Origin of the sequence: Mycobacterium sp., assembly GCF_036490025.1 — a bacterium.
Taxonomy (GTDB): domain Bacteria; phylum Actinomycetota; class Actinomycetes; order Mycobacteriales; family Mycobacteriaceae; genus Mycobacterium.
The window spans coordinates 1-18,635 of the sequence record NZ_DASXEP010000200.1; the positions used below are offsets into that span (position 1 = coordinate 1).

An 18,635-nucleotide genomic window follows, 5' to 3' on the forward strand; every position below is an offset into this window, starting at 1 on the left:
CCGTAACTTCCAGGTCATCTACCAACAAGCCAACTCTCATGGCCAAAAGGTGCAAACCGCCGGCAACAACATGAACAGCACCGACTCCGCCGTCGGCTCCAGCTGGGCCTGACCCTTTACAACGACCGTGGCCCGCACACCCCACCGGTGTGCGGGCCACAGCCTTGGACGGGCCCTGCCGGATTATCCGACCAAGGGCCGCGGAAGCATGGCGCTGCGCAACCCGATTCGCTGCATCCCGTCAGCCTCACGTTCGATCAGACTCGGAAACGTCACCTTGGGCGCAGCCACTCCTGTGGTCGATGCAGCCGGTGTCGCGCCAAAGCCGCTGTGGGGCAACGGCATCGCGCCCGCGGGACTCGACCCGACGGCCGGGCCGGCGTCCGCCCAACTCTGCGGCACCGATAGTCCGCTGAGCGAGGCCGCCTGACCCATACTCGCCGCGCTGCCCCCACCAAAGCCAAGGGGTCCCATATGCCCCGGACCTAGGGCAGGCAATATACCCAATCCACCTAGGCCGTCGACGGACCCCAGGCCTTCGGACTCGAACAGCGAATCGGCCCCGAGGAAATCCAGCCCTACACCAAAGAAGTCGGTACCCAAGCCGCCGGCATCGGTTTCCAGGCCGAGGCCATCCGCACCCAGGCCGGCGGCGTCCGCCAAATAACCGGCCAATCCACCCGGTCCCGTTTCGCCGCCCGCCTGCGCGGCGAGCGCAGCGAGCCCCGAACTCGCAGATCCGCCCGTGCTCGCTGTTTTGCCGGCGCCTTTGCTCGTTGCCGCTGTCAGACTCGAAAGTGCACCCAGCGGTCCCGATGCTCCCGAAGCGCTCGAGGTTGCCAGCGCCGTACTGTTGCCCGTCAAGGCCCCAGACGCCGACTGCGTCGGCTGCGCGAGTCCCTGTAACGTCTGCGGCACCGACGACATCGACGACGACGCGGTCTGGGCATGGCCGCTAGCGGCCGTGCCCGCGGCGTGCGCCACCGCGGCGTTCTGACTGGTCACCCCGGCCGGATTGCTGGTCGACTTCGGCGAGGTGAACGGTGCCAACGTCGACGCGGCCGCCGAGTTCGCGGCATAGCCGTACATGGCCGCGGCATCCTGAGCCCACATTTCGCCGTAGTGGGCTTCGGTGGCCATGATCGCCGCAGTGTTCAGGCCCAGGAAATTCGTCGCTATCAATGCCATCAGCTGAGCCCGGTTGGCGGCGATCACGGGCGGCGGCACCGTCATCGCAAAGGCGGCCTCGTAGGCGGCGGCTGCGGCCCTGGCCTGGCTCGCCGACTGCTCGAGTTGCGGTGCGGTTGCGCCAATCCAGGTCAAATACGGTGCGACCGCGGCGGCCATCGACGTCGACGCCGGGCCCTGCCACGACTCGTCGGTGAGCCCGGAGATCACCGATCCGGCCGCAGCTGCCATGGTCTGCAGGTCGGCTGCCAGCCCGCCCCACGCCTCGGCGGCGGCCAGCATCGACCCCGCGCCCGGACCGGCATACATGCGAGCCGAGTTGACTTCCGGTGGAAGCGCCCCGAAATCCATTGCCGTTGCCTTCTTTCTAGTTAGACGTGCCCTAGCCGGCGGCGATCGCGTTCGCCGCTTCGGTGACCGCATAGGACGTCGCGTTGGTCTGCAGGGTGCTCACCAACAACTCGTGAATGGCGGCTGCCGCGGCGGCGACTGCTTGATAGTGGCCCGCGTGCGTGGTGAACTGCGCGGCCGTCAGCGCCGACACCTGGTCAGCCGCCGCCGGAATGACACCGGCGGTCGGCCCCGTCGCGGCGGAATTCGCCGCGGACATCGCAGCACCGATGCCGGCCAGATCGTGGGCTGCCGCGGACAGCACCTCGGGATGTGTGGTCACGAAAGATGGCAAAGACATTGGTCTCTCCAGATGTTCTTGAACGACACTGCCTGCGACAGCAAAAGGTCGCGACTGCTCTTCAGCTGATCCTCGTTACGAAAATGTTATGTAAAGCGTTGGCACACAAGCGGTTAGCGTTACGCCGTCACTTCCTTTTGCCGCCGCCAGTTCAACTGGTCTGATTCCCAGAGTCGGTGCTGTGAGAGTTCATATCAAGTACACAGAAGCGATCCATAGAGAACACATATCTGCGGCGGGCGAATTTTCGCCCGATAGCCGACACATGTGAGAAAGGTATGAGCTTCGTGACAATGACGTGTGCGGCAGGAACAATTGGCGAACATGGCGGTTATGTCGGGATCCGCGCGTGACCAGCGGCCGCGTCAGGCCATCCTCGGCCAGTTACCCCGGATCAGTCGGGACGACGGATCCCCGATCCGGGTATTGCTGGTCGACGACGAGCCGGCATTGACCAACCTGGTCAAAATGGCGTTGCACTACGAAGGCTGGACCGTCGAGGTCGCACATGATGGCCGGGAAGCGGTCAACAAGTTCGACGACGTCGAGCCCGATGTGCTCGTCCTCGACATCATGCTTCCCGACATCGATGGTCTGCAGATTCTGCAGCGGATCCGTGCGTCCGGGCCGTACACGCCCACTTTGTTTCTGACTGCGCGGGATTCGGTGATGGACCGGGTGACCGGGTTGACCGCAGGCGCCGATGACTATATGACCAAGCCGTTCAGCCTCGAGGAGTTGGTCGCTCGATTACGCGGACTGCTTCGCCGTTCCAGTCAGCTTGCACCGTCGGCTGAGGAGAGCCTCACGATCGGCGACCTCACGCTCGACGGTGCGAGCCACGAGGTAATCCGTGCAGGCACCCCGATTTCGCTTTCCTCAACCGAGTTCGAGCTGCTGCGCTTTTTGATGCGCAACCCCCGCCGGGCGCTGACCCGCACCGAAATTTTGGACCGGGTCTGGAATTACGACTTTGCCGGACGTACCAGCATTGTCGACCTGTACATCTCGTATCTGCGGAAGAAGATCGACGCCGGCCGCGAGCCGATGATCCACACCGTGCGCGGTGTCGGGTACATGCTCCGCCCGCCGGTGTAACGCCGAGATGAAAGTGAAATGACCGGGCCCCCAAGCACTCCGTGGTGGCGCCCGCGGACATTGCGCCATCAACTGGTCCTCGGCGTCTCGGCGGTGGTAACGATTGTCGTCTTGGTGGTGGGCGTCATCTCCGTGGTGAGTCTGCGGGACTACGTCAACGCAATGAATGATGCCGAAGTTTCCGAATCACTTGACGCACTTGATCACTCGTTTGCCAGGCATCGCGCCGGCGACGCCGGCCATCGTGGCGACATAGGTCAATCTCTGCTGGGGTTCACCGGGCAGAACCCGGGAAATGTCATCGCCGTGATCCACGACGGCGACGTGATCGGCTCGGCAGTGTTTTTCGAGGACGATCCGCGGCCGGCCACAGCCGACGTCATCGCGGCCATCAAGACACAGCCCTGGCACGACGGCGAGCTACACACTGTGAAACTCGGCCGGCTTGGCCCATACCGGATGAGTAGCCAAAAATTCGGTGCCGATGACGTACTCGTGGTCGGGGTTTCGCTGGACTTGGTCAACAAGACCATTACTCGCCGCATCGTCAGTGCGACAGTACTTTCCATAGCGGCCCTGCTGGTGACGGCGGGGCTCACCGCGTTGGTGGTGGGATATGCGCTCCGCCCGCTGCGCCGGGTCGCCGTGACCGCTGCGGAGGTCGCAGGCACGCAGCTCACCGGCGACGATCATCGCATCACCACCAGGGTGCAGCCGGACGACACCGATCCAGTCAACGAGGTCGGGATCGTCGGACACACCTTGAACCAGTTGCTGGACAACGTCGATAGCGCACTGGCGCATCGGGCCGAATCCGACCGGCGCATGCGGCAATTCATCACCGACGCCAGCCACGAACTGCGTACCCCGCTGGCGGCGATCCAGGGCTACTCCGAGCTCACCCGCCAGGACAGCGCCGCGTTACCGCCGACCACGGAATACGCTCTGGCCCGTATCGAGTCGGAAGCCCGACGGATGACGTCGCTCGTCGACGAGCTCTTGCTGCTGTCGCGGTTGGGCGAGGGCGAAGATCTGCGCACCGAGGATGTCGACTTGGGCGACGTCGTCCTCAACGCGGTCAACGATGCAGCGGTCGCCGCGCCCGATCACCAGTGGGTCAAGGATCTGCCCAACGAGCCGGTCTGGGTGCGCGGCGATCCCGACCGTCTGCACCAACTGGTCAGCAATCTGCTGACCAACGGCTGGGTGCACACCCCGCCCGGGGTCACGGTGACGACGGCAATCTCCTGCTGCCGTCAGCCGGAAGACTCGCCCTACGCCGAGCTGACGGTGAGCGACGACGGACCCGACATCAATTCGGACCTGCTACCTCATCTCTTCGACCGATTCGTGCGCGCCAAGGAAGCGCCGCACGACGGTTCCGGAAATGGGCTCGGCCTTGCCATCGTCGACTCGATCGTCAAAGCTCACCGCGGCTCGGTCGGCGCCGAGTCCGCCGGCGGCCAAACCACTTTCCGGGTGCGTCTGCCACTCGTTCAGTAGCCCGCATCACAGTGCGCGCAGCAAATCTGCGTCGGTTCGTCGAGGCTAGTCGACCATAGGTAATTACGCATCCCGCAAACCTGATTCGGCCGATAGGCTGTAAAGAAAACGTTAGTGACGACGCGTTACACAGCTACGGCGCTTAGCTTCTTTCCAGACCTCGTCATCGAGGGCTAAATTGCATGCCGGACCAAGACTCGATCGCCGATCGACCTGACCGGTGTGTCACGAACGGAGGAGTTATGTCCGTGCTTGCCTACGTGTTGCTGACGCTGGCAGTGTTCGCCGTCCTCGGCTACGCGCAAAAGCTGGTCGAAAAACTATGAGCCGCGCCGACGACGATGCAGAGCGCAGCGATGAGGAGGAGTGGCGCCAATGAGCTACGCCGACGACGATGCAGAGCGCAGCGATGAGGAGGAGTGGCGCCAATGAGCTACGACAACCTGGTCGGACTCGGGCTGGCCGCGGTGATGACCGTCTACCTCATTGCGGCGTTGTTCTTTCCGGAGAGGTTCTAGGTGAGCATATCCACCGCGGGGATCGCATTGCTGGTGCTGGCGCTGGTGGCGGTACATGTACCGCTGGGCGATTACATGTACCGCGTCTACACCTCGCCGCGGGACTGGCGAGTCGAGAAGCTCGTCTACCGCATCATCGGCGCCGACCCCAAAGCCGAACAACCCTGGTACGCCTACGCCCGTAGCCTCCTGGCGTTCTCCGCGGTCAGCGTGCTGTTTTTGTTCTTCTTCGAGTTGTTACAGGACAAGCTGCCACTACATCTGCACCATCCGGCGACCCCGATGACGCCGTCGCTGGCGTGGAACACCGCGATCAGCTTCGTGACGAACACCAACTGGCAGGCCTACGCGGGCGAATCGACGCAGGGCCACCTGGTGCAGATGGCCGGGCTGGCCGTACAGAACTTCGTCTCCGCCGCGGTGGGTATGGCGGTAGCCGTCACCCTGGTCCGGGGCTTCGCCCGCAGCAGGACACTCGAACTCGGCAACTTCTGGGTCGACTTGGTCCGCGGCATCCTGCGCGTCCTGCTGCCGATCTCGATCATCGGCGCGATCGTGCTCATCGCGAGCGGCGCGATCGAGAACTTCCATCTGCACGACCAGGTGGTCACCACGCTGAGCGGGGCGCAGCAGACGATCACCGGTGGCCCGGTCGCCAGCCAGGAAGTCATCAAGGAACTCGGCACCAACGGCGGCGGTTTCTACAACGCCAACTCCGCGCACCCGTTCGAGAATCCGACCAGGCTGAGCAACTGGGTGGAGATCTTCCTGATGTTGGCGATCAGCTTCTCGCTACCGCGCACCTTCGGCCGCATGGTGGAGAACACCAAGCAGGGTTACGCCATCGTCGCGGTCATGGGGGTGCTGGCAACAGTCAGCCTCACCTTGACCGAGCTGTTCGAGCTGAGCCACCACGGAACGGTCCCAACCTCGGTAGGGGCAGCCATGGAGGGAGTGGAGCAACGGTTCGGCGTTGCCAATTCCGCCGTTTTCGGCGACGCAACCACGCTCACGTCCACCGGCGCCGTCGATTCGGCACACGACTCCTACACCAGCCTGGGCGGCCTGATCCAGTTGTTCAACATGCAGATCGGCGAGGTGGCGCCCGGCGGAGTCGGGTCAGGCCTGTACGGCATGCTGATCATGGCGATCCTCACGGTGTTCGTCGCCGGCCTGATGGTGGGCCGCACCCCGGAATACCTCGGTAAAAAGATCCGGCCTCGCGAAATGAAGCTGGCGGCAAGCTATTTCCCGGTAACCGAACTGCTGGTGCTGGTCGGTACCGGAACCGCGATGGCATTGCCCGGCCCGCGGGCCGGCATGAACAACACTGGACCGCACGGCCTTTCGGAAGTGCTGTACGCGTTCACTTCCGCGGCCAACAATAACGGCTCGGCTTTCGCCGGATTGTCGGTCAACACCACGTGGTACAACACGGCATTGGGCCTCGCGATGGTGATCGCCAGATTCCTGCCGATCATTTTGGTGCTGGCGCTGGCCGGCTCACTGGCCCGCCAGGGTCGTACTCCCGAGTCGCCCGGCACGCTTCCCACCTACCGGCCGCAATTCGTCGGTCTTGTCGCAGCGGTGACGGTGGTCCTGTGTGCCCTGACCTTCCTGCCGGCTCTGGCGCTCGGGCCCCTGGCTGAAGGAATCCACTGATATGACAACGTCAACGGCCACCCACGCCCACTCCACCCGGTCGCCGCGCCCCCATCACGGCGGGCATGCGCCGGTCCAGGGTGGGCTCATCGACCCCGCATTGCTGTTCCGATCACTTCCCGATGCGTTACGCAAGTACGACCCGCGCACGTTGTGGCGCAATCCGGTGATGTTCATCGTCGAGATCGGTGCGGTCTGGTCGAGCGTGCTGACGATCCGCGACCCGTCCTGGTTCGGCTGGCTTGTCGTCTTCTGGCTTTGGCTGACAGTGCTTTTCGGCAACCTCGCAGAGGCCGTCGCCGAAGGGCGAGGCAAGGCCCAGGCCGACACTTTGCGTAAATCGAAGGCGGACACCATCGCACGCCGACTCCGTGGCTGGGCACCGGGCAAACACGGCAGCGAGGAAGACGTACGCGCGCCGGAACTTCAGAAAGGCGACATCGTCGTCGTCGAGACCGGCGAAACGATCCCGGGTGACGGCGAGATCGTGGAAGGCATTGCCTCGGTGAATGAATCGGCCATCACCGGTGAATCAGCACCGGTGATCCGAGAATCCGGTGGCGACCGCTCCGCGGTCACCGGCGGCACCACCGTGCTGTCCGACCGAATCGTGGTCAAGATCACCCAGGAACCCGGCAAGAGCTTCATCGACCGGATGATCGCGTTGGTCGAGGGCGCCAACCGGCAGAAGACGCCGAACGAGATCGCGCTGAACATTCTGTTGGCGGCGCTGACGATCATCTTCGTGTTCGCGGTCGTCACCCTGCAGCCGCTGGCGATCTACTCCAAGGTCAACAATCCGGGCGTGCCCGACACCGCGGCCCTGACCGGTAACGGCGTCGACGGCGTTGTCCTGGTGGCCTTGCTGGTGTGCCTGATTCCGACGACGATCGGTGCGTTGCTGTCGGCGATCGGCATCGCCGGCATGGACCGGCTGATCCAACGCAACGTGCTGGCCATGTCGGGCCGCGCGGTCGAGGCGGCCGGCGACGTCGACACACTGCTGCTGGACAAGACCGGCACGATCACCCTGGGCAACCGGGAGGCATCGGAATTCATCCCCGTCGACGGGGTTACCCCCGAGGACCTCGCGGACGCCGCTCAGCTGTCCAGTCTGGCCGACGAAACCCCGGAGGGCCGCTCGATCGTCGTCTACGCCAAGCAGGCGTACGGGCTGCGCGAGCGCTCCCCCGGTGAACTCAGCAAAGCGCATTGGATCGAGTTCACCGCGACGACCAGGATGTCCGGCGTCGACCTCGCCGGACGGCAGCTCCGCAAGGGTGCTGCGAACTCCGTTGCCAACTGGATTCGCGATCAGGGCGGCAGCATTCCCGACGAGCTCGGCGAAGTCGTCGACGGCATTTCGGCCGCGGGCGGAACCCCGCTGGTGGTCGGCGTGGTCAGCAGCGGCAACGACGGCGTTGCCGCCAAGAAAGCCAGCGTGCTCGGTGTCATCCACCTCAAAGACATCGTCAAGCACGGCATGCGCACGCGGTTCGACGAGATGCGCAAGATGGGCATCCGGACGGTGATGATCACCGGCGATAACCCGTTGACCGCCAAGGCAATTGCCGACGAAGCGGGCGTCGACGACTTCCTCGCCGAGGCCACCCCCGAAGACAAGCTGGCGCTGATCAAGCGTGAGCAGCAGGGCGGCCGACTGGTCGCGATGACCGGCGACGGCACCAACGACGCGCCGGCGTTGGCTCAGGCCGACGTCGGGGTGGCGATGAACAGCGGGACGAGCGCGGCCAAAGAGGCCGGCAACATGGTCGATCTGGACTCCGATCCCACCAAGCTCATCGAAATCGTCGAAATCGGCAAGCAGCTGCTGATCACCCGCGGCGCGCTGAGCACCTTCTCGATCGCCAACGACATCGCCAAGTACTTCGCGATCATCCCGGCCATGTTCGTGGCGCTGTTCCCCGGACTGGATCTGATCAACGTGATGCGCCTGCACAGCCCGCAATCGGCGATTCTGTCGGCGGTCATCTTCAACGCGCTGGTCATCGTCGCGCTGATTCCATTGGCGCTGCGCGGGGTCCAGTACACGCCGAGCAGCGCGTCGAAACTGTTGAGCCGCAACCTTTACATCTACGGCCTGGGCGGCGTCGTCGCCCCGTTCATCGGTATCAAATTGATCGACCTGGCCGTGCAATTCATCCCCGGGATGGGCTGACATGAATCTCTCGAACATGGTCCGCCAACACTGGGCGGCGCTGCGAGCGCTGTTGGCACTGACGGTGATCACCGGCTTCCTCTACCCGCTGGCCGTGTGGGGGATCGCGCAGCTTCCCGGTCTGCACGCCAAGGCGGAGGGGTCGATACTCAAAGTTTCGGGAAAACCAGTCGGCAGCAAGCTGATTGGGCAGCTGTTCGTCGACAAGGACGGCAACCCGCTGCCGCAATATCTCCAGAGCCGGCCCTCGGCGGCCGGAGCGGGATATGACCCGACCGCATCGGGCGGCAGCAACCTGGGCCCGGAGAGCATGGTCGACACGGCCGCCGACCCGGCCAAGCTGACGCCGGGTACCGATCCCTCCACCGCAGGATTCAAACCGAGCCTGCTGACCCAGGTGTGCTCGCGCAGCATCGCGATCGGCCGTTCCGAGAAGGTCGACGGCTCGCGCCCGTTCTGTACCGGCAGCGGCGTCGGGGCCGTGCTCTCGGCGATCGGACCACGCGATCGGTCCGGCCGTGTCGCGCATCCGACTCAGGTCGTGAGCATCAACGAACCCTGCTCGAAACCGGGAAGCGCGCCGAAAGCGGTATTCCAGCAGTTCTACGAAGGTGCCCGAGTGCAGTGCGCGCAGTACGGCCAGGACTACTCACTCGGTCAGCTCGTTCCGATTCGCGGCTCGGCGCCGGATCAACCCGAGGTGCCATCCGATGCGGTCACGGCCAGCGCCAGTGGCCTGGATCCCGACATCTCCCCCCGCTACGCCGAGATTCAGGTGGCCCGGGTGGCCCGGGCGCGAGGGATCAGCCTCGGACAGGTGCGCGACGCGGTGCGACACAACCAGCACGGCCGGCTGTTCGGCTTCGTCGGCGAGCAGGTGGTCAACGTGCTGGCCGTCAATCTCGAGCTGGATCGCGAGTCCCCGGTGAAGTCTTGACCCTGCCGGAGGATGATGAGCAGGTGACCTCCAGCAACGAGCCGGCGGGGGCGCCACCAGCGTCGAACGACGACCCGCTTGCTCACCGGGTGTATCCGCAGCGCCGCGGCGAGTTGCGCATCTACCTCGGCGCGGCGCCGGGTGTCGGCAAAACATGCGCCATGCTCGGCGAGGCACACCGCAGGCTGGAGCGCGGCACCGATGTCGTCGCGGCGGTGGTGGAGACGCACGGCCGCAAGAAGGTCGGCGAACTCATCAAAGGCATCGAAGTCATTCCGCCGCACTACATCTCCTATCGCGGAAGCACGTTCCCGGAACTCGACATCGAGGCGGTGCTGCGACGCAAGCCGGAAGTGGCGCTGGTCGACGAATATGCGCACAGCAATATCCCGGGCAGTACCCACGACAAGCGGTGGCAGGACATCGAAACACTGCTCGACGCCGGAATCACCGTGATATCGACGCTGAACATCCAGCACTTGGAGAGTCTCAACGACGTCGTCGCTCAGATCACCGGCATTGAACAGCGCGAAACCGTGCCCGATGAGATCGTCCGGAAAGCCGCCCAGATGGAACTGGTCGATATCACACCAGAAGCGTTGCGGCGCAGGCTTGCTCACGGCAACGTGTACCCGTCGGAGCGGATCGATGCAGCGCTGACCAATTACTTCCGTGCCGGTAATCTGACCGCGCTGCGCGAAATCGCGCTGCTGTGGCTTGCCGATCAGGTCGATTCCGCGCTGACGAAATACCGCGCAGACAAGAAGATCACCGAAACCTGGGAAGCCCGCGAACGAGTGGTCGTCGCGGTGACCGGCGGCACGGAATCAGAAACGTTGGTACGCCGTGCGTCTCGCATCGCATCCAAGTCCAGCGCCCAACTCATGGTGGTGCATGTGATCCGGGGCGACGGGCTCTCGCGGATTTCGCCGCGGGACATGGGCAAGGTCCGCGAGCTCGCCGGCAGCATCGGCGCCACCGTGCACGTGGTGGTCGGCGACGACGTGTCGAGCGCGCTGCTCGACTTCGCACGCGAGACCAACGCGACCCAGCTGGTGCTCGGCACTTCCCGGCGGTCGCGGTGGGCGAGCATCTTCAGCGAGGGTATCGGCGCGGTAACCATCAAGAACTCGGGCAAGATCGACGTCCACATGGTCAGCCACGAGCAGGCCAATCGCGGCATCCCGTTCTCGGCCCTCTCGCCGCGCGTCCGCCAGATCGTGTCCTGGCTGACCGCCGTCACGCTGCCCTGGGCGATCTTGGCGATCACGCTGCGCTGGCTGGACCCGACGCTCGACGTCGGCGGCAAAACCGCCATCTTCTTCGCCGGGGTGATCGGCGTCGCGCTGTTCGGCGGGGTGGCGCCTGCCGTGCTGTCGGGGCTGTTGTCGGGTGCGCTGTTGGTGTATTTCCATACCGAGCCACGCAACTCTTTTGTCGTCGCCGACCTGGGCAACGCCTTCACCATCGTGCTTCTGCTCGGGGTCGCGATGGCGATCGCCGTTTTGGTGGATGCCGCAGCCAGCCGGGCCCGCGAGGCCAGGCGGGCGAGCCAGGAGGCCGAGCTACTCTCGCTGTTCGCCGCGTCGGTTCTGCGCGGCGCCGATCTCAACACGCTGCTGGAACGGGTGCGCGAGGCCTACTCCCAGCGCGCGGTGTGCCTGGTGCGGGAGGTCGACGGCCGGCCGGTGGCGGTCGCGGGGGTGGGCTCGAACCCGTGCGTGACGGTGGATTCCGCCGATACCGCAGTGAAGGTCGGCGACGAGGAATTCTGGATGCTGATGTCCGGGCGCGCCTTGACCGGCCGCGACCGCCGGGTGCTGTCAGTCGTCGCGACACAGGCCGCAGGTCTGGTCAAGCAGGGCGAGCTCGCCGAGGAGGCCGGCAAAGTCAAGTCGCTCGCGGAAGCAGACGAGCTGCGCCGGCTGTTGCTCTCCGCCCTCGGCCACGACCTGCGGACGCCGCTGACCGCCGCCAAGGCGGCGGCATCCAGCCTGCGGGCCGAGGACGTCTGGTTCTCACCGGAAGACACCAGCGAATTGCTTGCCACCGTTGAAGAGTCGGTCGATCAGCTGACCCTGCTGGTGGCCAACCTGCTGGACTCGTCACGGCTGGCCGCTGGCGTGGTGCGGCCAGAGCTGACCGAGGTTTATCTCGAAGAGGTCGTGCAGCGCGCGCTCGTCGGGATCGGGGGTCGCAGCACAATTTACGGACGGGCCAGCATCGACCGGGTCAAGGTGGAGGTCGGCGGAACCATCGCCATGGGGGACGCGGGTCTGCTGGAGCGGGTGTTGTCCAACGTCATCGACAATGCGCTGCGCTACGCGCCGAGAAGCATGGTCCGGATCAATGCGGGACAGGTCGGCACGCGGGTATTGATCAACGTCGTCGACGAGGGACCGGGAGTGTCCAAAGGTGCCGCGGAACAAATGTTCCAACCGTTTCAGCGGCTCGGCGACTTCGACACGACCACCGGTCTGGGTCTGGGGCTGTCGGTCGCCAAGGGATTCGTCGAGGCGATGGACGGCACCATCACCGCAAGCGACACCCCTGGCGGTGGGCTGACCATCCTGGTCGACCTGGCGGCGCCAATGAAGAAGAGTGGCGCAGATGACTAGGGTGCTGGTGGTCGACGACGACCCCCAGCTGCTGCGCGCATTGCGCATCAACCTGTCGGTGCGCGGCTACGAGGTGATCACCGCCCCGACCGGGTCTCGTGCGCTCGCCGTCGCCGCCGACCACCCACCCCAGGTGGTGATCCTGGATCTGGGGATGCCCGATATGTCCGGCATCGAGGTGCTCGCGGGCCTGCGCGGCTGGCTGACGGTTCCGGTGATCGTGCTGTCGGCACGCACCGATTCGTCCGACAAAGTGGGCGCGCTGGACGCGGGCGCCGACGATTACATGACGAAACCGTTTGGCATGGATGAACTGCTGGCTCGGTTGCGTGCCGCGGTGCGACGGGCCGCAGTGGCCACCGGAGCCGACAATCCCGTGGTGAAAACCAAGTCGTTTCTTGTCGACCTCGCAGCGAAGAAGGTGATCAAGAACGGCGCGGAGGTCCACCTGACCCCGACCGAATGGGGCATGCTGGAAATGCTGGTGCGCAATCGCGGCAAGCTGGTCGGCCGCGAAGAGTTACTCAGAGAGGTCTGGGGACCCAAGTACGCCAAGGAAACCCATTATCTGCGTGTCTTTCTCGCGCAGTTGCGGCGCAAGCTCGAGGACGACCCGTCGCATCCCGCCCACCTGCTGACCGAGGCGGGCATGGGCTACCGCTTCGAGCTGTGACTGCCCGCATGGCGGATTGCTCCCGGGAAACACTGTGCACGAGAACGGATTCGCGTTCCGGTCCGGCAGGCCGCGGCGCAGCGACGATAGCAGCGACATAACGAGTCGCATTCCGTACCAGCAAAATTAAGCGTAGCCGCCGAATTACACAAAGCCGTGGTGTAACCTGCATCAAGAACGGCGTCAGCAAAGCGGGTGCGCCCACCCGCACGAAGTCTCCGACACGATCGCGATCAGATATACCCGAGTGGCGGATAAGAGAATGCAGCACCACATCATTGTCAGCGGTGACGATGCGCTGGCCACGACGATCATCGAGGAGCTGGAAAGCGCTGGCGCGAACGTTGTCCGGCTGGCCAACGGCGAGTTCACCGGGGTCGCTCAGCAACTGGACACCGCTGCGGTCGCCGACGCGCTCGCGGTTGTATGCGCCGGCGACGATGATGCGGCAAACCTCGAAATCGCTTTGCTGGCAAGGAGAGCCAATCCTTCCGTCCGGGTGGTCGCCCGGCTGGCAAACGACGTATTGCGCGCGGCGGTGGCCGACGACAACGGGCCCGGCGCGATCCTCGACGTCGCCGAGCTGACCGCACCATCGGTCGTCGAAGCGTGCCTGGCGCACCGGACGCACCCGTTCGAGGCGGCCGGGATCCAGTTCCTCGTCTCGGGCAGCGAAGCACCGCGCGCGGCGACGCTGCGTGAGATCTACGGCGACCTGGCACCGGTGGCGGTCATCCACGGTGAGAACTCATCAAGTCCCGGCGAGATCGAGGTCTGCCCGACCCGCAATCATCGAGTGCTCGCCGGTGATCGAGCGGTGATGATCGGCACCGCCGACGAGTCGGCCGAGCGCGGTATCAAGGTTCGGCGACCGGCCGGAACCCGGCCACAACGACCCCGGTTACGACGAGTGCTCGACGCGGTACGCACCGTCATCAACGACTTCAACCCGGCGTTCTATCCTGCCCTGGCGGCGGCCCTCACCCTCGTCGTCGGTTCAATGTTTTTGTTGCGCTTCAACTATCGGCATCCGCGGATGTCCTGGATCGACGCGTTGTACTTCACCATCGAGACGATCACCACGACGGGCTACGGAGACTTCAGCTTCGCCCACCAGGAAACATGGCTCCGAATTTTCGCCGCCATGTTGATGTTCGGCGGAGCGACCACCATCGCGTTGCTGGTCGCGTTCATTGCCGACGTGCTGCTGTCGCGCCGGTTCGTGTTCGCCTCCGCACGGCCGCGGGTGCGGCACCTGCGCAACCACGTCATCGTCGTCGGTCTGAGCGCCCTGGGCATGCGGGTGGTCGCCGAATTGATCACGGCCGGCTACGACGTCGCAGTCATCGAGATCAACGAAGACAATCGGTTCCTGGCCGCGGCACGTGAACTCGACGTCCCGGTGATCTTCGGCGACGCAACGCTGGTTCAGACGCTTGAGGCGGCGCGCGTCGACCGGGCCCGTGCGGTGGCGGTGCTGACCCGCGACGACATGATCAACATCGAGACCGGGATCGTGCTGGCCGAGATGCTGGGGCCGCGGGTGTTGCCCAAAATCAACCGGCGCGCCGAGGTTTCGGTTGTGCTCCGGGTATACGACCGGGCGCTGGGCCTGGCGGTCGCGCAGCGGTTCGGTTTCGAGAACGTCCGCTCCTCCGTCGCACTGGCCGCGCCGTGGTTCATCGGCGCCGCGATGGGTGTGGAGGTGCTGGGCACCTTCTCCATCGGCCAGAGTTCGTTCATGGTCGGCGCGATGCTGGTGGCCGAGGGCAGTGAGCTCGACGGGCTGCAGATGGGGAAATTGTCGACCAGAACACGCGTGATCGCGATCAGCCGGGAGGACGCCCCGATCGATCTGCGCCCTCACCACGAAGGGCGGCTTCGGGGCGGCGACACCGTGTACCTCGTCGGCCCGTACCGGGAATTGGTCGCCACCCTGCGTAAGGGACTGCCGCCCCGGCACGCCGCCGCCGACAAGGAACGTCCCGTCGACGCCGACCAGTCCTCCCCACAACAGCAAGACGTCGACGCGAGCCGCCAGGCACGAACCGGCTGACACACCACCTGGGTCGAGATTTCTCCGCTTCCGTACAACATGCTTGCGGGAAGCTGGCAACTCGCTGCAGGGGCCGCTGCCGGAGAGAGAAGGCTCTCGCTACCGCTTAGAATCCCTCCAAGTGTTCGGCCGGGGGGAAAGCGCGAGTCTAGAATCGGTGAACCTGAGAAATACGAAGGATTAACCTGAGAGATATAGGTGATTGCTGCCACAATGTGTCATTGAGTGCGCGTAATCAATTGTATAGCTCCAGGTACGAACTGATAATGACTTTATCCGCCGGTTGAGATACCCCGCGGGTGGGTGCAGTATTTACACGACCTAACGCCGTAATTAAGGCGGCCTGCTCGACCATTACCGGAAAGGGAAAGCATGCTTTGGGGGATCGATGAGCGCCAATCTCGCGAGCGCCCGCCGGTGATTTCGCCGGAGGTTCGCAGCGCGGTGATCGGCGCGGACGCGGCCACCCTGAGCTACCTGGCGACTCCGATGTCGACTGACGACGCGCCGGACCCGGAGGCGACAAACATCATGGCACGTGCCACCATTCACCCAACGGTCAATGGCGTTGCCACGGCCGGGTGCTTGGCTGGCTCGACCGCGGTGAATTAGAGGGGTTGGCTAGCCGTGGATTTTGGAAATTATCCGCCGGAGATCAACTCCGCTCGCATGTACGCCGGTGCCGGATCGGGACCGATGCTGGCCGCCGCCGAGGCCTGGGATACGTTGGCCGCCGAACTCCATTCGGTGGCCAACTCGTATCAGTCGGTGGTATCGGGATTGACCGCCGGCCCCTGGCAGGGCCCCGCGTCGACGTCTATGAGTGCTGCCGCCGCGTCATACGTGGCGTGGCTGCAAGCCACCGCCGCACAGGCCGAGGAGACCGGCGCCCAGGCCAAATCGGCAGCCGCGGCCTACCAGACGGCGTTTGGGTCGACGGTGCCGCCGCCGATGGTCGCCGCCAACCGCAGTCAGCAGATGACGCTGATCGCCACAAATTTGTTTGGGAGAAATACCCAGGCGATCGCCGCGAACGAAGCACAGTACGGCGAGATGTGGGCGCAGGACGTGGCGGCCATGTACGGCTACGCGGCGTCATCGGCGTCTGCGACCCAACTGACGCCGTTCAACCCGCCCCAGCAGAACACCAGCCCGGCCGGCTCGGCCACCCAGGCGGCCGCGACGACCCAGGCCACCGGCACCGCGGCCGGCAACGCCCAGAGCGCCGTGTCGTCAGTCCAGCAGGCGTTCTCCGCGGTACCCAATGCGCTGCAGAGTGCCGCCGCGGCACCCGCTGCGGCCGCCGATCCACTGGGCACCATCAGCGACCTGATCGCCATTTTCGTGGACCTGCCGGCGGGCTTGGCAACGTTTGCCGCCGACATACCGTTGGGCAGCCTCGGAGTCGTCGCCCTTCCCCTCGACGTCGTCAGCGCCTTGACCGGTACCCACACCGACGACATTGTCAGCGGCTGGGCGGGCGTCCAAGCATGGCCGGACGACGGGCCGGCGCCGGTGGAACCGTTCCCCGCCCCGCTGCTCAACCTGCCCGTAGGTACAGTGCCGCCGCCCAGCGTCACAGCCGGTCTGGCGGAGGCGAACACAGTCGGGGCGTTGTCGGTGCCGCCGACCTGGACTATCGCCACGCCAGCCGTACGTCCCACCGCCGTATCGTTGCCGGCGCTGCCGGAAGCTGCGGCCAGCGCCCTTGCCGGTGAATCTACGGGCGCTTCAGGCAGCGCGCTCAGCGAAATGGCACTGGCGGGGATGGCTGGTCGGGCCATGGCCGGGACGGTCGGCACCGGCGTCAGCCGGACCGCCAAGACCCCGGGTAGAGGCGTGGCGGCTCGCGCCAATGAGGCGCCAAACTCGGTCAACCGCAAGTCAACTGGCCACGACGATGCCGAGTCGCAGGTCAAGCCCCGGACGGTGGTCACCGGCGTGGCAGCCGAGCTGCGCGAGTTCGCCAAGCTTCGAGACGAAGGAATTCTCACCGACGCGGAATACACCGAGCAGAAGAACCGCCTGCTTGGTCGCTGAAACCCCCACCGCCAGCTGGCGGATATGTCGATTGTCTGGAAAAGGAATGCGCAGCAATGGATTTCGGGTTCTATCCGCCGGAGATAAACTCCGGCCGGATGTATTCCGGTCCGGGATCGGGGCCGATGCTGGCCGCTGCGCAAGCTTGGGCGGCACTCGCCGACGAGCTGTACACCGCGGCCAGCGGGTACCAGTCGGTGGTGTCGGAGCTGACGTCCGGGACGTGGTCTGGTCCGTCGTCGGAGTCGATGAGCGCCGCCGCTGCCGCATACGTTGAGTGGCTGAGCGCCACCGGCGGCCACGCCGAAGAAACCGCCGCCCAAGCCCGTGCCGCTGCCGCCGCCCACGACACGGCGTTCGCCATGACGGTGCCGCCCCCGGTGATCGCGGCCAACCGCACTCTGCTGGCAGCGCTGGTGGCGACCAACTTCTTCGGCCAGAACACGCCGGCGATCGCGGCCACCGAGGTGCAATACGCCGAAATGTGGGCACAGGACGCCGTCGCGATGTACGGCTACGCCGCTTCGTCAGCAGCTGCCACGACGTTGACGCCATTCGGCCAAGCCCAGCAAAACACCGATGCCAGTTCGTCAGCCACTCAGGCCGCGGCGGTCAGTCAGGCGACCGGCACGTCGGCCGGCGACGTGCAAAGCGCTATTTCGACTGCACAGCAGGCATTTTCCGCAGTGCCCAATGCACTGCAAAGCCTGGCGACTTCCGACTCGGTAGCAACCGGATCCGCTGCCACCGACCCGCTGAGCACGTTGAGCGATCTGATCTCGATTTTCGTTTCAGTGCCCAGCGACCTGGCCCTGTTCGTCGCGGTCTTGCCGATCGGCGTCGCGGCGGGACCGGTAGACCTTCTGCCCCTCGTATCCTCTACCGCCACGGGTCTGCACACCGACCGGATCGTCAGCGGCTGGAACGGGCAACAGACCTTGGTAGAAGGGGACCACGCTCCGGCGCCTGTCAGAGGATTCCCCGCCACCCTGACCGGCCCCGGCGCGGCGTCGACGGCATCAGCCAGTGCGGGTGAAGCGAATACGATCGGGGCGTTGTCGGTGCCGCGGAACTGGACTGTGGCCGCGCCGGAGGTGAAACCGACCGCCTTCACGACACCGCTCACCACTGCGAACGCCGCTACCGCCCCAGCCGCGGAAGCAGGCGCGGCAAACACGTTCAATCAGATGGGGATTGGCGGAATGGCGGGGCAGGCGATGGCCGGTCCGCCAGCCGGCGACGCAGTCGCCGAAAAGGGCACGCCGGCCCGGCTGACCGGGCGCGCCGCGGATGCACCGGCCGATGACGAAGCCCAAGCGTCACCCGCACCGCGGACCGTCGTCACCGGCGTCGCCGCAGCAATCCGCGACATCGCCAGACAGCGCGCCGAGGGACGGCTGACCGAACGGGAATACACCGAGCAGAAGAAGCACCTGCTCGAAATCTCGTCCGGGCACCGGCCGTTGGCCTAG

Annotated in this window: 14 protein-coding genes and 1 pseudogene; 13 read left to right on the forward strand and 2 right to left on the reverse strand. The window is 65.2% G+C overall.

The genetic code is table 11. The annotated features are described in order from the left end of the window. A pseudogene (locus tag VGG53_RS23170) lies at positions 1 to 112 on the forward strand (type VII secretion protein EsxI); the annotation flags it as partial. Between the two features lie 71 nt (positions 113 to 183). On the opposite strand, the gene VGG53_RS23175 reads toward VGG53_RS23170, so the two are convergent. Further along, positions 184 to 1,539, reverse strand: a complete 1,356-nt coding sequence (locus tag VGG53_RS23175) for a PPE family protein (protein WP_331520466.1) — start codon at positions 1,537 to 1,539, stop codon at positions 184 to 186. 31 nt (positions 1,540 to 1,570) lie between these two features. Next, positions 1,571 to 1,879 (reverse strand): PE family protein, encoded by a 309-nt coding sequence (locus tag VGG53_RS23180; protein ID WP_331520467.1) that lies wholly within the window; start codon positions 1,877 to 1,879, stop codon positions 1,571 to 1,573. 324 nt (positions 1,880 to 2,203) lie between these two features. On the opposite strand from VGG53_RS23180, the gene VGG53_RS23185 reads away from it, so the two are divergent. From VGG53_RS23185 to VGG53_RS23240, 12 genes are all read left to right on the forward strand, one after another. Continuing rightward, positions 2,204 to 2,977 (forward strand): response regulator transcription factor, encoded by a 774-nt coding sequence (locus VGG53_RS23185; protein WP_331520468.1) that lies wholly within the window; start codon positions 2,204 to 2,206, stop codon positions 2,975 to 2,977. 18 nt (positions 2,978 to 2,995) lie between these two features. Further along, a complete protein-coding gene (locus tag VGG53_RS23190; RefSeq protein ID WP_331520469.1) occupies positions 2,996 to 4,480 on the forward strand; it encodes a HAMP domain-containing sensor histidine kinase in 1,485 nt (494 codons plus the stop codon). 428 nt (positions 4,481 to 4,908) lie between these two features. Beyond that, positions 4,909 to 4,998: a potassium-transporting ATPase subunit F gene (locus VGG53_RS23195; protein WP_331520470.1), complete on the forward strand. Its 90-nt coding sequence runs from the start codon at positions 4,909 to 4,911 to the stop codon at positions 4,996 to 4,998. Next, on the forward strand, positions 4,999 to 6,660 hold the full coding sequence (kdpA, locus tag VGG53_RS23200) for a potassium-transporting ATPase subunit KdpA (RefSeq protein WP_331520471.1): 1,662 nt from the start codon (positions 4,999 to 5,001) through the stop codon (positions 6,658 to 6,660). Position 6,661: 1 nt separating this feature from the next. After that, positions 6,662 to 8,839 carry a potassium-transporting ATPase subunit KdpB gene (kdpB, locus tag VGG53_RS23205; protein WP_331520472.1) on the forward strand — a complete coding sequence of 726 codons (2,178 nt, stop codon included), beginning with the start codon at positions 6,662 to 6,664 and terminating at the stop codon, positions 8,837 to 8,839. 1 nt (position 8,840) lies between these two features. Next, on the forward strand, positions 8,841 to 9,776 hold the full coding sequence (locus tag VGG53_RS23210; protein ID WP_331520473.1) for a potassium-transporting ATPase subunit C: 936 nt from the start codon (positions 8,841 to 8,843) through the stop codon (positions 9,774 to 9,776). A gap of 89 nt (positions 9,777 to 9,865) precedes the next feature. Beyond that, positions 9,866 to 12,394 carry a sensor histidine kinase KdpD gene (locus VGG53_RS23215; RefSeq protein ID WP_331520528.1) on the forward strand — a complete coding sequence of 843 codons (2,529 nt, stop codon included), beginning with the start codon at positions 9,866 to 9,868 and terminating at the stop codon, positions 12,392 to 12,394. Then, positions 12,387 to 13,067: a response regulator gene (locus VGG53_RS23220; RefSeq protein ID WP_331520474.1), complete on the forward strand. Its 681-nt coding sequence runs from the start codon at positions 12,387 to 12,389 to the stop codon at positions 13,065 to 13,067. Before VGG53_RS23215 ends, VGG53_RS23220 begins: the two co-directional genes overlap by 8 nt. A 262-nt stretch (positions 13,068 to 13,329) precedes the next feature. Beyond that, positions 13,330 to 15,123 (forward strand): potassium channel family protein, encoded by a 1,794-nt coding sequence (locus VGG53_RS23225; protein WP_331520475.1) that lies wholly within the window; start codon positions 13,330 to 13,332, stop codon positions 15,121 to 15,123. A gap of 372 nt (positions 15,124 to 15,495) precedes the next feature. Beyond that, positions 15,496 to 15,735 carry a hypothetical protein gene (locus VGG53_RS23230; RefSeq protein ID WP_331520476.1) on the forward strand — a complete coding sequence of 80 codons (240 nt, stop codon included), beginning with the start codon at positions 15,496 to 15,498 and terminating at the stop codon, positions 15,733 to 15,735. A gap of 15 nt (positions 15,736 to 15,750) precedes the next feature. After that, positions 15,751 to 17,163 carry a PPE family protein, SVP subgroup gene (locus tag VGG53_RS23235; protein ID WP_331520477.1) on the forward strand — a complete coding sequence of 471 codons (1,413 nt, stop codon included), beginning with the start codon at positions 15,751 to 15,753 and terminating at the stop codon, positions 17,161 to 17,163. A 56-nt stretch (positions 17,164 to 17,219) separates the two neighbouring features. Then, a complete protein-coding gene (locus VGG53_RS23240; protein ID WP_331520478.1) occupies positions 17,220 to 18,635 on the forward strand; it encodes a PPE family protein in 1,416 nt (471 codons plus the stop codon).